This is a genomic window from Nocardiopsis sp. CA-288880 (genome assembly GCF_050955985.1).
GTDB lineage: Bacteria > Actinomycetota > Actinomycetes > Streptosporangiales > Streptosporangiaceae > Nocardiopsis > Nocardiopsis tropica.
The window spans coordinates 1,050,240-1,063,775 of the sequence record NZ_CP192105.1; the positions used below are offsets into that span (position 1 = coordinate 1,050,240).

At 73.8% G+C, this 13,536-nt stretch carries 10 protein-coding genes and 1 pseudogene; 8 read left to right on the forward strand and 3 right to left on the reverse strand.

The window, feature by feature from the left end:
• Positions 1-426: 426 nt before the first annotated feature.
• The 3 genes from ACQPYD_RS04695 to ACQPYD_RS04705 all read left to right on the forward strand — a co-directional run bounded on the left by ACQPYD_RS04695 (position 427) and on the right by ACQPYD_RS04705 (position 2,098).
• Positions 427-1,110: a ferritin-like fold-containing protein gene (locus ACQPYD_RS04695; RefSeq protein ID WP_433699928.1), complete on the forward strand. Its 684-nt coding sequence runs from the start codon at positions 427-429 to the stop codon at positions 1,108-1,110.
• A gap of 163 nt (positions 1,111-1,273) precedes the next feature.
• Entirely contained in the window at positions 1,274-1,585 is a 312-nt protein-coding gene (locus ACQPYD_RS04700; RefSeq protein ID WP_344180146.1) for a DUF6401 family natural product biosynthesis protein, read from the forward strand.
• Between the two features lie 270 nt (positions 1,586-1,855).
• Positions 1,856-2,098: a hypothetical protein gene (locus tag ACQPYD_RS04705; protein WP_267948239.1), complete on the forward strand. Its 243-nt coding sequence runs from the start codon at positions 1,856-1,858 to the stop codon at positions 2,096-2,098.
• A 99-nt stretch (positions 2,099-2,197) separates the two neighbouring features.
• On the opposite strand, the gene ACQPYD_RS04710 is transcribed toward ACQPYD_RS04705, so the two are convergent.
• The 3 genes from ACQPYD_RS04710 to ACQPYD_RS04720 form a co-directional block, all read right to left on the reverse strand.
• On the reverse strand, positions 2,198-2,995 hold the full coding sequence (locus ACQPYD_RS04710; protein ID WP_433699929.1) for a mechanosensitive ion channel family protein: 798 nt from the start codon (positions 2,993-2,995) through the stop codon (positions 2,198-2,200).
• Positions 2,996-3,342: 347 nt separating this feature from the next.
• Positions 3,343-3,984, reverse strand: a complete 642-nt coding sequence (locus ACQPYD_RS04715) for a TetR/AcrR family transcriptional regulator (protein ID WP_433699930.1) — start codon at positions 3,982-3,984, stop codon at positions 3,343-3,345.
• Between the two features lie 255 nt (positions 3,985-4,239).
• Entirely contained in the window at positions 4,240-4,524 is a 285-nt protein-coding gene (locus ACQPYD_RS04720) for a hypothetical protein (RefSeq protein ID WP_433699931.1), read from the reverse strand.
• Positions 4,525-4,795: 271 nt separating this feature from the next.
• On the opposite strand from ACQPYD_RS04720, the gene moeZ reads away from it, so the two are divergent.
• The 5 genes and pseudogenes from moeZ to ACQPYD_RS04745 all read left to right on the forward strand — a co-directional run bounded on the left by moeZ (position 4,796) and on the right by ACQPYD_RS04745 (position 13,439).
• Positions 4,796-5,959: an adenylyltransferase/sulfurtransferase MoeZ gene (gene moeZ, locus ACQPYD_RS04725; RefSeq protein WP_267948243.1), complete on the forward strand. Its 1,164-nt coding sequence runs from the start codon at positions 4,796-4,798 to the stop codon at positions 5,957-5,959.
• A 136-nt stretch (positions 5,960-6,095) separates the two neighbouring features.
• Positions 6,096-6,482, forward strand: a complete 387-nt coding sequence (locus ACQPYD_RS04730) for an SPW repeat protein (RefSeq protein ID WP_433699932.1) — start codon at positions 6,096-6,098, stop codon at positions 6,480-6,482.
• A 77-nt stretch (positions 6,483-6,559) separates the two neighbouring features.
• Entirely contained in the window at positions 6,560-6,886 is a 327-nt protein-coding gene (locus tag ACQPYD_RS04735; protein WP_267948245.1) for an MGMT family protein, read from the forward strand.
• An 86-nt stretch (positions 6,887-6,972) separates the two neighbouring features.
• Positions 6,973-10,101 carry an ATP-dependent helicase gene (locus tag ACQPYD_RS04740; protein ID WP_433701956.1) on the forward strand — a complete coding sequence of 1,043 codons (3,129 nt, stop codon included), beginning with the start codon at positions 6,973-6,975 and terminating at the stop codon, positions 10,099-10,101.
• Positions 10,094-13,439, forward strand: a pseudogene (locus ACQPYD_RS04745) (UvrD-helicase domain-containing protein). The gene ACQPYD_RS04740 and the pseudogene ACQPYD_RS04745 overlap by 8 nt, the downstream one beginning before the upstream one ends.
• Positions 13,440-13,536: the final 97 nt, after the last annotated feature.

Genomic DNA, 13,536 nt, shown 5'->3' on the forward strand with positions numbered 1-13,536 from the left:
GCGCGGCTCACCGCGGCCGTTACGGCGCGGTGGCGCTGCCTGCGTGATCCGTGCGGTGTGGGGGAACCCCCTCCGCGGATCGCGGACCGTCCCCGCGTGGACGGGGAGCATCCGTGGTTCGTGGTTTCCTCGCGGTCTCGGCGACCGCGTCGGTGGTGCGGGTCCGCGCCCGGGTGGGCGCCGCCTGCGCGGCGCCGAGGCGTGGGAGCGTCCCCGCGTGTGTGAGGAGAGTCTCGGGTCGACCGCACACGCCGGTCATCACGCAGAGTCTAGCTGGTGACGCGCCGGGTGGACATAGCAGTTCACTCCGGCTGTGGACGGCTGGGACCGTACCCGCTCCCAGCGTGTGCAACCGTGCCGTCGGCCCGTTTAGTCCCCGCGGTCCCCCGTGCCGCGCCCCCGCGGCCGGGCGATACCCTGGCGGGCATGACCAAAGGCCCCTCTGCCGACCCCGGCGTGATCGACCTGCTCGGGCTGCTCGCCTACGCGGAGCTCGGTTCCTTCTTCCGTCTCGCGGACGACGCCGGACTCGCCCCGTCGCTGCGGGGCAAGGGCCAGCTGGCGGCCCTGGCCGCCGCCGAGCAGGCGCACTACCAGACGCTCCGGGACCGCCTGGAGGAGCTGGGGGTCGTCCCCGAGGAGGCCATGGAGCCGTTCGTGGCGCCGCTGGACGCCTGGCACGAGCGCACCGAGGCGCAGAGCTGGCTGGAGAGCCTCGTCAAGACCTACGTCGGCGACGGCATCGCGGGTGACTTCTACCGCAAGGTCGCGGCGCTGGCGGACGAGGAGACCGCGGCCCTGGTCGAGGGCGTCCTGGCCGAGACCGGGCGCGCCGAGTTCGTCTCCGGGGCGGTGCGCGCCGCCGTGGCGGAGGACCCCAGGCTGGCCGGGCGGCTCTCCCTGTGGGCCCGCCGGCTGGTCGGCGAGGCGCTCAGCCAGGCGCAGCACGTGGCTGTGGCCCGCCCCCGGCTGGCCGCGCTCCTGGCCGAGGACGCCCAGGGCTCCGCCGGAGCCACCGCGCTCGGCGACCTGGCCGCCGTGAGCCGGATGTTCGCCTCCCTCACCGACCGCCACAAGGCGCGCCTCGACGCCATGGGCCTGTCCGCCTGACACGGGCCGCGCCGCACCGGGGACACCACGGACACTTGACCCGTACCAGGGGCTCCCTTGGTCAAGCGGGGGTAATATCCAACACTTTCGTGACGATTCGTTGGTGGGGACACGTAAACTCGTTGAAGTCTCCCGTCTCCTGACCACGCGAGTAGGTACTTCCATGCCCCGTGGGACCTCCGTGCGCCATCCGCTGGCCGGACTCACCCGTGACTTCCACAAGATCGGCCCGCTGGACGGCCCGATCGATCCCTGGATGTGCTCTGAGCTGGACCAGCACGCCGCACAGGTGTGCGAGGGCATCACCTCCTCGGGGAGCGGGATCAACGCCCGCACCCTCGGCACCTACCTCCACGGCTTCCTCGACGGGTGCCTCGAAAGGGGCTGGGACTCGGAGGCGGTCGAATACGACTGGGAGACCCTCCGCATTCTCGCGATCTGCCGACTGGCCAAGGACCGTGGTTTCGTCCGCTAGGTTGGTGACGTCCGCAGGCGGGTGTGACCCACGACGCGAGGTTCCCCGTGGGCACCTGCCGTTCCGGTTCTCCGGCGAAAAACCCGCGCCGGGCGTACGCTGAAAGGCGTAGGCCGCTCGGGCGGCCGATAAGCGGCCCGGCGCATCGTGGTCGGACCGGGGCACTGCGGAATGCAACGTGGGATTCGCGGTGTTATGTCGGTCCGGGAGCGGACCGGCGGACGCCGTAACTGGCGGAGCGGCCCGCAGAGCCGCGAGAAAGGAATGCGAATGAGGAGCGGTCGACATGGGGCTGCGCGCCCACCGGTCGGCGTCCTGATCCAACAGGACCGCGTCGACTTCGCGCTGTTCGCACTGATCATCGTCGTCGCACTGGTGTCGATGTTCTTCACCGGGCCGGGGAACCTCGCCTTCTGGCTGGCTTTCCTGCCGATCATCGCCTCCGTCGTCCTCGCCTTCCGGAGGATCGAGCACCTGTCGCGCCTGGAGCTGCGCGACTCCGAGTTCCTCTGAGGGCCGCCCCGCAAGGGCGCGGCGCACACGGCGAGGGCGGGGCCTGAGGCCCCGCCCTCCTCTGCTGTCCGCGGTCTCAGGGATCCGCGGACCGTTCCGTCACGAGGCGGGCCCGCCGCCCGGTCCGGGCCGGGTCGAGGCGGACGGCGCCTGGCCCGAGGCCGTGGCGCCCTCCCTGCGCTCGGTGGGACCGCTCATCGCGGCCTCCCTGCCGGCCCGGTAGCTCTCGTCCTTGTTGAGACGGCCGGTCTCGCGCTCGGCCACGTCGAGCCAGCGGGACCAGCGCGAGCGCATCGGCTCGATCATGCCGCCGCCGACGCCGACGACGAGGATGCCGCCGACCGTCGCCAGGACGGCGATCAGGACCGGCATGGTCACGCTCACGGCGACGCCCATCTGGTTCAGCGCCGCGATGACACCGAGGGCCAGGATGAACACCCCCGCCACGTTGGCCAGGAACCGGCCGTAGGACAGGCCGCCCAGCGCGCCCGAGATGAGGTCGCGGACCGCCTTCGCGATCATGGCGGCGACCACGACGATCACCAGGGCCACGATGCCGCGCGGGATCCAGGAGATGACGTCGCTCAGCAGCGTGCTGATCGGATTCGGACCGAAGACGTTGAACGCGAGAGTGAACACGAACAGCAGTCCGACGTAGTAGATGATCTTTCCGCACAGCTCGCTGGCGGTCCAGCGGCTCCGCTCGAAGTACTCGCCCACACCCCCGCGGTGCAGTGCGCGGTCCAGTCCGACGCCGTGCAGGCCCTTCGCGACCCCCTTGCCCACCAGCCAGGCGATGAACCAGCCCAGAACCAGGATCACGAGGAAGCCGATCAGCAGCGGCACGAAACCCGCCACCGCCTGCCAGGCCGTCGTCAGGCCCTGACCCATGTCCATAACGTCTTCACCCCCGAATCGCTCACTCCGCCGGCGTGCCGAATTCGGCCCGGGCGGACTCCGCGAAGAGAAGCCATTTACTTCTCATTCCGGCGATACCCGGCGAACAGGAATCAAACCGCTTGTCAGACAACAGGCGAGGGGATTGCCTTTTCTTGATGAATTTCTTGCGAAAAAGGGGGAGGGGGATTCGCCGTGACGGGGGACAATGCCGCCGGGACGATCGGTTCCGCCACAACGCGGGACCCCCGGGCGCGCCGCGCGCCCGGGGGTCCTCGCGTCTCCGGCGGGCGCGGCGTCCGCGGGCGCCCCCCGCGGCGCGGGGCCCGGGGAGCGCCCCGGGCGTTCTAGGCGTCCTGCTCGTCGGCCCTGCGCTGGAGGTCCCAGCCGCTTATGCCCCGCCAGGCCAGCCGGGCGACGAGCTGCTCGGCGGCGTCCTTGGGGACGGCCCCGTGGTTGTTGAGCCAGTACCGGGCGCTGGTCTCGGCCATGCCGACCAGGCCGATGCTCAGCAGGTGCGCCTCCTCGTCGGAGATGCTGGTGTCCTGTCGGATCACCGCGCCGATGAGCTCGGCGCAGCGCTGGAAGGTCTGCTCGGTCTTCTCCCGCACCGCCGGAAGGTTGCGCAGGTCGGACTCGAACACCAGCCGGAAGGCCTCGCCGTCCCCCGCCACGAAGTCGAAGTAGGCCTGGAAGCTGGCGGCGACCCTCTGCCGGTTGTCGTCCGTGCTCTCCAGGGCTTCGCGCTGCTTCTCGACCAGCGACTCGGAGTGCTCTTCGAGCAGGGCGAGGTAGAGCTCCAGCTTCCCGGGAAAGTGCTGGTAGAGCACTGGCTTGCTGACACCCGCGCGGTCGGCGATCTCGTCCATCGCCGCCGCGTGGTAGCCGCGGGCGACGAAGATCTCCTGTGCTGCGGACAGGAGTTGGCGGCGCCGCCTGACCCGGGGCAAGCGGGTGCCCCGGGCGCGGGCGTCTGAAGGAGCTGTCACACCCACACCCTCCGAACTCGGCATGGCAGATGCGCGCCATGTCCGAACATCTGCGTGGCTAGTGCTGCCGGGCGCGGCCGGTCACCGGCGCGCCGTCACAGCTTTCGCCCCATCCTACTCCCGCGTAGCTTCCGTGCGGGCGGGGAGAAGGGGACGGAAGGGGCGATCGGGGCACGGGAGCCCCTCCCCGTCGGCGGGGCGGCCCGGCGGCCGGACGCCGCGACCGCGGCGCGGGCCGGGCGGGCCGGCACGGCCTCACCGCCGCTCCTCCTCGTCGCCGACCTCCAGGGACTGCTCCACCACGTCGCCCTCGTCGGCCTGGTCGAAGCTCTCCTCGGAGGGGGCCTCCCAGCGGCCGTCGTCGTCGCCCGCGGGCGCGCGCTGCTCGGCCGCGTCGGCCTCGGGCACCTCGACCCCGGGCACCTCGACCCCGGGCACCTCGACCCCGGGCGCCTCTGCCCCGGGCGCCTCGGCCCCCTGCTCCCCGGGGGAGCCGCCGGCCGCCGGACGCCTGTCGGCGGAACTGTTCTCTGAAGTCACGGGGTGCTCCCCACGTCGTCGCTGAACGTATAGGCGACACTACCCGCCGGTCCGCGCGGCACACGGGGCCGCTCGGAATGAACTGCCGGGACGCGTTCGTTGGTGCTGGAAGGAACGGGCGCGCGGGTGTCGTGTCCCACGCCTCCCCACGGTGGGAATGGAAAACCCCACCCGTTAGGTTGGGTATAAGTGCAAGCACGCTTCGCCCCCGTACCCTCCCCGGTCCGGTACGGGCGGTCCGAAGCACCCTGAACAGACATGAGGAGTCACCGTGTCGCTGCCGCCGCTGGTGGAACCAGCTGACGAGCTGACCGTGGACGAGGTGCGCCGCTACTCGCGCCACCTGATCATCCCCGACGTGGGCATGGACGGGCAGAAGCGCCTGAAGAACGCCAAGGTGCTGGTCGTCGGCGCGGGCGGCCTGGGCTCCCCGGCGCTGCTCTACCTGGCCGCCGCGGGCGTGGGCACGCTCGGCATCATCGACTTCGACGTCGTGGACGAGTCCAACCTCCAGCGCCAGGTCATCCACGGGCAGAGCGACGTCGGCCGCCCCAAGGCCGAGTCCGCCCGGGACAGCATCAAGGAGGTGAACCCCAACGTCGAGGTCGTCCTGCACCAGGACCGCCTGGAGTCGGACAACGCGTTGGAGATCTTCGCCCCCTACGACCTGATCCTGGACGGGACCGACAACTTCGCGACCCGCTACCTGGTCAACGACGCCGCCGTACTGCTGAACAAGCCGTACGTGTGGGGTTCCATCTACCGGTTCGACGGCCAGGTCAGCGTCTTCTGGAACGAGTACGGTCCCCAGTACCGCGACCTGTACCCCGAGCCCCCGCCGCCCGGCATGGTGCCGTCCTGCGCCGAGGGCGGCGTCCTCGGCGTGCTCTGCGCCTCCATCGGCTCCGTCATGGTCAACGAGGCCATCAAGCTGATCACCGGCATCGGCGACCCGCTGGTGGGCCGCCTGCTCATCTTCGACGCCCTGGAGATGACCTGGCGCGAGGTCAAGGTCCGCAAGGACCCCGACACCGAGCCCGTCACCGAGCTGATCGACTACGAGGCGTTCTGCGGCGCCGTGTCGGAGGAGGCCACCGAGGCCGCCGCCGGTTCGACGATCACCGCGCCCGAGCTCAAGGAGCTCCTGGACAACAAGCCCGGGGACGTCTTCCTCGTGGATGTCCGCGAGAAGAACGAGTACGAGATCGTCAGCATCCCGGGCGCGACGCTCATCCCGAAGGGCGAGTTCCTCAACGGGAAGGCGTTCGAGAGGCTGCCGCAGGACAAGCGCATCGTCCTGCACTGCAAGTCGGGCGTGCGCTCGGCCGAGGCCCTCGCGGCGGTGCACGCCGCCGGGTTCTCCGACGCGGTGCACGTCGGCGGCGGCGTCCTGGCCTGGATCAACCAGGTCGACCCCAGCCTGCCCGCCTACTAGCGGCCGGGAAGACCCCTCCGAACGGCGCCGGGAGCCCCTCCCGGCGCCGTTCGCGTTCACCGGCGGGGAGTGGGTACAAGAACCCAGAGGCCGTCGGCCGATCTCCGGGGCGGCCCTGCTGCTGGGAGGTGGCGCTATGCGAGAGAAGGGACGCAGGGCCGACTGGGTGGCGGTCGCCGCCGGTCTGGCCCTGGGGGTGAGCTGGCTCTGGCACGGGATGTACGGGTTCAGCGGGGGAGCGATGTTCGTCCTCGGACTGGGCGTCGTCGTGGCCGCCGCGTTCTCCCTCACCCGCCCGGGCGCCCTGTCGAGCGAGCTGGGGGTCCTCGCGATCGGCGTGCTGGTGTTCGCGATGCCCTGGCTCCTGGGCTTCACCCACCTGCCCGCGGCCGCCTGGTCGGCGTGGGTCATCGGCGGCGGTATCGCCCTGCTCGGGGCCTACGGCCTGGCGCAGGCCGACCGGGCGCGCAAGCGCGACCCCGACCTCGCCTGGAGCGCGCACGTCAACGAGATCCCGACCTGACCCGCCGGCCGGGGCGCCGGGGGCGCGGGGGCCGTACCCGCGGGGGGCGGTCCCCGCGCGCTCGATAGGCTGCGCGGGTGTTCACGGACGAGGAGGGCGGGCCGGACGACTACGCGGAGGACGTCCTCGCGCTGGTCGAGCGGATCCCGCCGGGACGGGTGATGGCCTACGGCGACATCGCCGAGCACGTCGGGCGGGGAGGCCCCCGCCAGGTCGGCTCGGTCATGTCCGCGTGGGGCGGCGGGGTGCCCTGGTGGCGGGTGGTGCGCTCGGACGGGCGCCCGGCGTCCGGCCACGAGGTACGTGCGCTTTCCCACTATGCGGCGGAGAGCACGCCCATGCGCCCGGGAAGCGACCGGGTGGACATGCGCAAAGCCCGCTGGGACGGGGCCTCCGGGGCCTGAGGAGCTGGTTGGAAGCCCGGGAGGCGTCCGAGAAGGTCGCCGTCTTCTGGTGAACTGGTGGTGTGAACACATCCCCGTACCGACTCGTGCGGCGCGCCAACCAGGTGCAGCCGCCGCCGGTGCTGGACGAGAACCAGCAGCGCGTGGTCGACCACGCGGGCGGCCCCCTCCTGGTCCTGGCCGGGCCGGGGACGGGCAAGACCACCACGATCGTCGAGGCCGTCGTCGACCGCATCGACAACCGCGGCGTCGACCCCTCGCGCATCCTCGTGCTCACCTTCAGCCGCAAGGCCGCCCAGGAGCTGAGGGAGCGCATCACCGCGCGGCTGCGCCGCACCACCCGCGAACCGCTGGCCCTGACCTTCCACAGCTACGCCTACGCGCTGATCCGGCGCGAGTTCCAGCGCGTGGGCGACCTGCCGCCGCGCCTGCTGTCCGGCCCCGAGCAGCTGATGGAGGTCCGCGAGCTGCTGGCGGGGGAGGCGGGGGACGGAGCGGCGGAGTGGCCCGAGCGCCTGCGCCCCGCGCTGGAGACGCGTGGGTTCGCCGAGGAGCTGCGCGACTTCCTCATGCGCGCGCAGGAGCGGGGCCTGGGCCCCGCCGAGCTGGAACGCCTCGGACGTGAGCGCGGACGCGACGACTGGGTGGCCGCCGCGGGCTTCCTCGACCGCTACACGGGCCGGTTCGACATCGCGCCCGTGCCCACCCTCAACTACGCCGAACTGGTCAGGGTCGCCGCGAACATGCTCTCCGACCCCGCGGTCCAGGAACGCGAGCGCTCCGCCCGCGAGGTGGTGTTCGTGGACGAGTACCAGGACACCGACCCCGCCCAGGAGGCACTCCTGCGGGCCCTGGCGGGGGACGGCCGCGACCTCGTCGCGGTCGGCGACCCGGACCAGTCCGTCTACGCCTTCCGGGGCGCCGAGGTCCACAACATCCTCGACTTCCCGCGCCGCTTCAGGACCGCGGGGCGGGCCGAGGCGCCCGTGGTGGCCCTGCGCACCTCCCGCCGCGGCGGGGCCGCCCTGCTGGCCGCCTCCCGCGCCCTGACCCGTCGCCTGCCGGCGGTCGCGTCCGCGCGCGGCCACGTCAACGAGCACCGGAACCTGGTCCCGGCGCCCGGCGTGCCCGACGGCGAGGTCCGCGTGCTGGCCGCCGAGAGCCCGACCCAGGAGGCGGCCGTCATCGCCGACACCCTCCGCCGCGCCCACCTGGTGGACGGCGTCCCCTGGTCGGACATGGCCGTGCTCGTGCGCTCCTCCACCCGCCAGCTGCCCGTCCTGCGGCGCGCGCTGACCGCCGCGTCGGTCCCCGTCGCGGTCGGCGCCGACGACCTCCCCGTGGCCGCGGAACCGCTCGTGCGGCCCCTCCTCGCCCTCATCCGCTACGGCCTGTCCCCGGACCTGCTCGACGACGACTCCGCCCGCGAGCTCCTCACCGGCCCCTTCGGCGAGGCCGACACCGTGCGGCTGCGCAGGCTCGTCCGGGCGCTGCGCCGCCTGGACCTGGACCGCGCGCACGAGGGCGACGGGTCCTACCGGCCCGCCGCGCGCCTGCTCGTGGACGTCCTGCGCGACCCCGCCGACCTCGCCCTGGTCGACCCCGACATCGCCGCCCCGGCCGAGCGCGTGGCACGGGCCCTCAGGACCGTGCGGGAGCTGACCGCCAAGGGGTCCGACGCCGAACAGGTCCTCTGGGAGCTGTGGCGCGACAGCGGGCTCGCCGAACGGCTGCTCCGCGCCAGCCTGGCCGGAGGCCGCCGCGGCGCGGCGGCCGACCGGGACCTCGACGCAGTGGTGGCCCTGTTCGAGAGCGCCGCCCGCTACTGCGACCGGCTGCCCCCCGGCAGCCCCGCCGGTTTCCTGGAGGACCTCGCCGCGCAGGAGATCCCCGGGGACAGCCTGGCCGAACGCGCCCCCGAGGGCGAGGCCGTGCGCATCCTCACCGCACACCGCTCCAAGGGGCTGGAGTGGGGCCTGGTCGTGGTCGCCGGCGTCCAGGAGGGCGCCTGGCCCGACCTGCGCCTGCGCGGATCCCTGCTCGGCGTGGAGGAGCTGGTCGACGCCGAGGTGCACGCCGCCGACTCCTCGGGCGCCGCCATGGCCTCCAAGCTCATGGACGAGGAGCGCCGCCTGTTCTACGTGGCCCTCACCCGCGCCCGCCGGACCCTCGTCGTGACCGCCGTGGACGGGGAGGGGGCCGACGAGCGCCCCTCCCGCTTCCTCAACGAGATGGGCCTGGGCGAACCCGAGCCCGTCGGCACGGGCCGCCGCTGGCTGTCCCTGCCCGCGCTCGTCGCCGACCTGCGCTCCGTGGTCACCGACCCCTCCGCGCCCGACCCCCTCCGGACGGCCGCCGCCGACCACCTGGCCCGCCTCGCCGAGGAGGGGGTGCGCGGGGCCGACCCGTCGGAGTGGTACGCGCTCACCCCCTTCAGCGACGACCGGCCCCTGGCCGGGGAGGACGACACGATCCGCGTCTCGCCGTCGCAGGTGGAGAGCTTCACCGACTGCCAGCTGCGCTGGCTCCTCGAACGCGCCGCCGGGGCCTCCTCCGGCGACTCCGCGTCCGCGCTGGGCACCGTCGTGCACGCCGTCGCCGTCCTGGTCGCCCAGGGCAGCGGCGCCGACGAGATCAGCGGGCGGATGGACGAGATCTGGGCCGACCTGGACTTCGGCGGCCCCTGGCAGGCGGCCCAGCAGCGCGAGCGCGCCGACGAGATGGTCCGCAAGCTCATCTCCTGGGACGCGTCCAACGACCGCGAGCTGGTGGTCACCGAGGAGGGGTTCAAGGTCGAGGTCGGCGGCATCGAGATCACCGGCCGCGTGGACCGCCTCGAACGCGACGGCCGGGGCCGCGCCGTGGTCGTGGACATCAAGACCGGCCGGACCAAGGCCGAGGACCTGGCGCGCCACCCCCAGCTCGGCGTCTACCAGATGGCCGTGCTCAAGGGCGCGTTCGCCGAGCTCGGCCTGGCCGAGCCCGGCGGGGCCTCGCTCGTCCAGGTGGGCGGGGCCGCGCTGACCAACAAGGCGCGTGAACAGCCGCAGCCGCCGCTCGGGGAGGACCCCGACCCCCGCTGGGCCCAGGACCTGGTGTTCGACGTCGCCGGCGGCATGGGCGGCTCGCGCTTCACCGCCATTCGCAACAAGGGCTGCAACGCGTGCGCCGTGCGCGCCTGCTGTCCGGTGCAGGACGAGGGCCGACATGTCTGAACCCCATCCCCTTTCCCCCGCGACCCCGCCCGATCCCCCGCCCCCTCCCCGTCTCAACCCCGCCGAACTCTCGCGCCTCCTCGGACAGCCCGAACCCACCGCGGAGCAGTCGCAGGTCATCTCCGCGCCGCTGGAGCCGGGCGTGGTGATCGCCGGCGCCGGGTCGGGCAAGAGCGAGACCATGGCCTCGCGCGTGGTGTGGCTGGTCGCCAACGGCCACGTGCGGCCCGAGCAGATCCTCGGACTGACCTTCACCCGCAAGGCCACCGCGGAGCTGGCGGAGCGGGTGCGCAGGAGGCTGGAGCAGCTGCGCGCCACCGAGCAGTTCCCCGAGGAGCTGCTCGACGGCGAGCCCACCGTGTCCACCTACAACGCGTACGCCGGGCGCATCGTCTCCGACCACGCCCTGCGCGAGGCCGTCGAACCCACGTCCAGGCTGCTCAGCGAGGGCCAGTCCTGGCAGATCGCCGCCAGGGTCGTCGGAGAGTACGACGGGCCCATGGACCTGGTGACCGTGGGGGCGGACACCGTCACCCAGCGGGTCCTGCACCTGTCCGGCGAGATCGCCGACCACCTCACCACCACCGACCGGGTGCGCGGCATCGGCCGGTGGATCCAGGCGGGCGTGGACGGCATGACCCGCAAGGCCACCAAGGAGACCCGGGACCTGGTCGCCGCCCAGCGCCGGCGCGAACAGCTCCTGCCGCTGGTGGACCGCTACAACCACGCCAAGCACGCGCGCGAGGCCATGGACTTCGGCGACCAGATGGCGCTGGCCGCCCGCATCGCGGAGCACCACCCCGAGGTCGGGCTCATCGAGCGCGGAAGGTACCGGGTGGTCCTCCTCGACGAGTACCAGGACACCAGCCACGCCCAGCTGGTCCTGCTGCGCTCCCTCTTCGGCGACGGACACCCGGTGACGGCGGTCGGCGACCCCTGCCAGTCCATCTACGGCTGGCGCGGCGCCATCGCGGCCAACCTCACCCGGTTCCCCACCGACTTCCCGGCGGCCCCCGGCCGACCGGCGTCCGTGCGCCGCCTGTCCACCAGCTTCCGCAACGGCGAGCGCGTCCTGCGGGTGGCCGAGCGCGTCTCCGAGGAGCTGCGCGCCGAGGCCCGCGACGTCCCCGTCCTGCACCCCGGGCCCGCCCGGCGCGGCCGGGGCACCGCCCTGACGGCGCTGTTCCCCACCGAGACCGAGGAGGCCGCCTGGATCGCCGACCAGGTGCACCGCCTGGTCCACGCCGACCCCGACCAGCCCGGCGGAGCCCGGACCGCCCCCGACTCCCTGCCCTGGCCCGAGGGCGAGTCGGGCGGGGCCGAGGACGGCGGCGTCGGCCCCGGCGACGTCGCGGTGCTGTGCCGCAAGCGGTCCCAGTTCCCGCCGCTGCGCGAGGCGCTGGAGGCGCGCGGCATCCCGGTGGAGGTCGTCGGACTGGGCGGGCTCATGATGGTGCCCGAGGTCCGCGACATCATCGCCACCCTGCGCGTGGTCCACGACGCCTCCGCCGGGAACGAGCTCGCCCGTCTGCTCACCGGCCCGCGCTGGCGCCTGGGCCCCCGGGACCTGGCGGCGCTGGGCGCCCGCGCCACCGAGCTGGCCCGCCACACCCGGCGCGACGTGACCTCGCCCGACCCGGGCGGGGACGGGCGGGAGGCGGACGACGACCTCCTGCGCCGCACCGTCCTGGACCTGACCGCCGGGAGCGGCAGCCTCGTGGACGCCGTGGACGACCCCGGCGCCGCCGAGAACTACTCCGACACGGCCTACGAGCGCCTGGGACGCCTGGCCGAGGAGCTGCGGGGCCTGCGCAAGCTCGTCGGCCAGCCGGTCCCCGACCTGGTCACCGAGGTCGAGCGGATGCTCGGCCTGGACATCGAGGTGGGCTCCCGCACCGGCCGCGACCCGCTGTCGGCGCGCGCCGACCTGGACGCGTTCGTGGACCACGCCGTCCGCTTCGTCGGCAACACCGAGGACCCCACCCTGGGCAGCTTCCTCGGCTACCTCAACGCCGCCGAGGAGAACGAGAGCGGGCTCGCGCCCGGGGAGCGGGTCGGCGGCTCCGACAGCGTCAAGCTCATGACCATGCACGGCGCCAAGGGCCTGCAGTGGCCGGTCGTGGTCGTGCCGGGGATCAGCGCGGGCAAGGGGTCCCCGCTGTTCCCGGCCAAGGCCCGCGACCCCCTCGCCTGGGCGCGCGCCGACCACCTGCTGCCCTACCCGCTGCGCGGCGACCGCGACAGCCTGCCCCGGCTCGCCGGGGTCGACAAGGAGGCCATCGGCGACTTCCGCCGGGCCGAGCACGACCGCCACCTCATGGAGGAGCGCCGACTGGCCTACGTCGCCGTCACCCGCGCCTCGTTCGCCCTGGTGTGCACCGGCCACTGGTGGGGCCGCACCGGGTCCGCCCCGCGCGGGCCGTCGGTGTTCCTGGAGGAGGTCCGGGAGGCGTGCGAGAACGGCGCCGGGACCGTCGTCGGGTGGGCCCCGCCGCCGGGGGAGGACGAGACCAACCCCCACGACGACGAGGAGAGCTCCGCCGTGTGGCCGCCGGAGGAGGGCGACCCCCCGGCCGGGGACGGGCCCGCCGCCGGGGCCGCCGACCGCCGCGCGGAGATCCGGGAGGGGGCTGCCCTGGTCGAGCGCGCCCGCGCGCGCCTGCTCGCCGGGGAGGCCGGACCCGGGGGCCAGGAGCCGCCCGCGGGCCTGCGCCGCCGCCTCCACGGGTGGGAGCGCGACACCGAGCTGCTGCTGGCGCACCGCCGCGCCGAGGGCGCGGGTCCGGGCGGCGGTCCCGTGCAGGTGGAACTGCCCGACCACCTGTCGGTGTCGTCCATGGTGTGGCTGGCCAGGGACCCCTCGGCACTGGCGCGGCAGATCCGCCGCCCGCTGCCGCGCCCGCCCGCACCGCACACCAGGCGCGGGACGGCCTTCCACGCGTGGCTGGAGCAGAGGTTCGGTCAGCGGGCGACCCTGCTGGACGAGTTGCCGGGCGCGGCGGACGAGACCGCGGGGGAGGACGAGGACCTGGCCGGTGATCGGTGACCGGCTCATCCGCGGGCGCATGGACGCGGTGTTCCACGATCCCGGATCGGGCCGCTACGACGTGGTGGACTGGAAGACGGGGCGCCCGCCCGGCAACGACGCGGAGCGCCGCGCCGTGGGCGTGCAGCTGGCCGCCTACCGGCTGGCCTGGGCCGACCTGGCGGGGGTGGGCCCGGAGGAGGTGCGGGCCGCGTTCCACTACGTGCTCGCGGGGAGGACGGTGCGCCCCGCCGACCTGCTCGACGCCGACGGCCTGGCGGCGCTGATCTCCGCCGTCCCCGAACCGGGCTGACACCGGGCCGGCCCCGCGGAACCGGGTGCGCAGCTCCGGTTCGGCGGGCCGGCACCCTCGCGCGGGGAGGAGCGAACTCGGACTCGAGGTCGTCGAC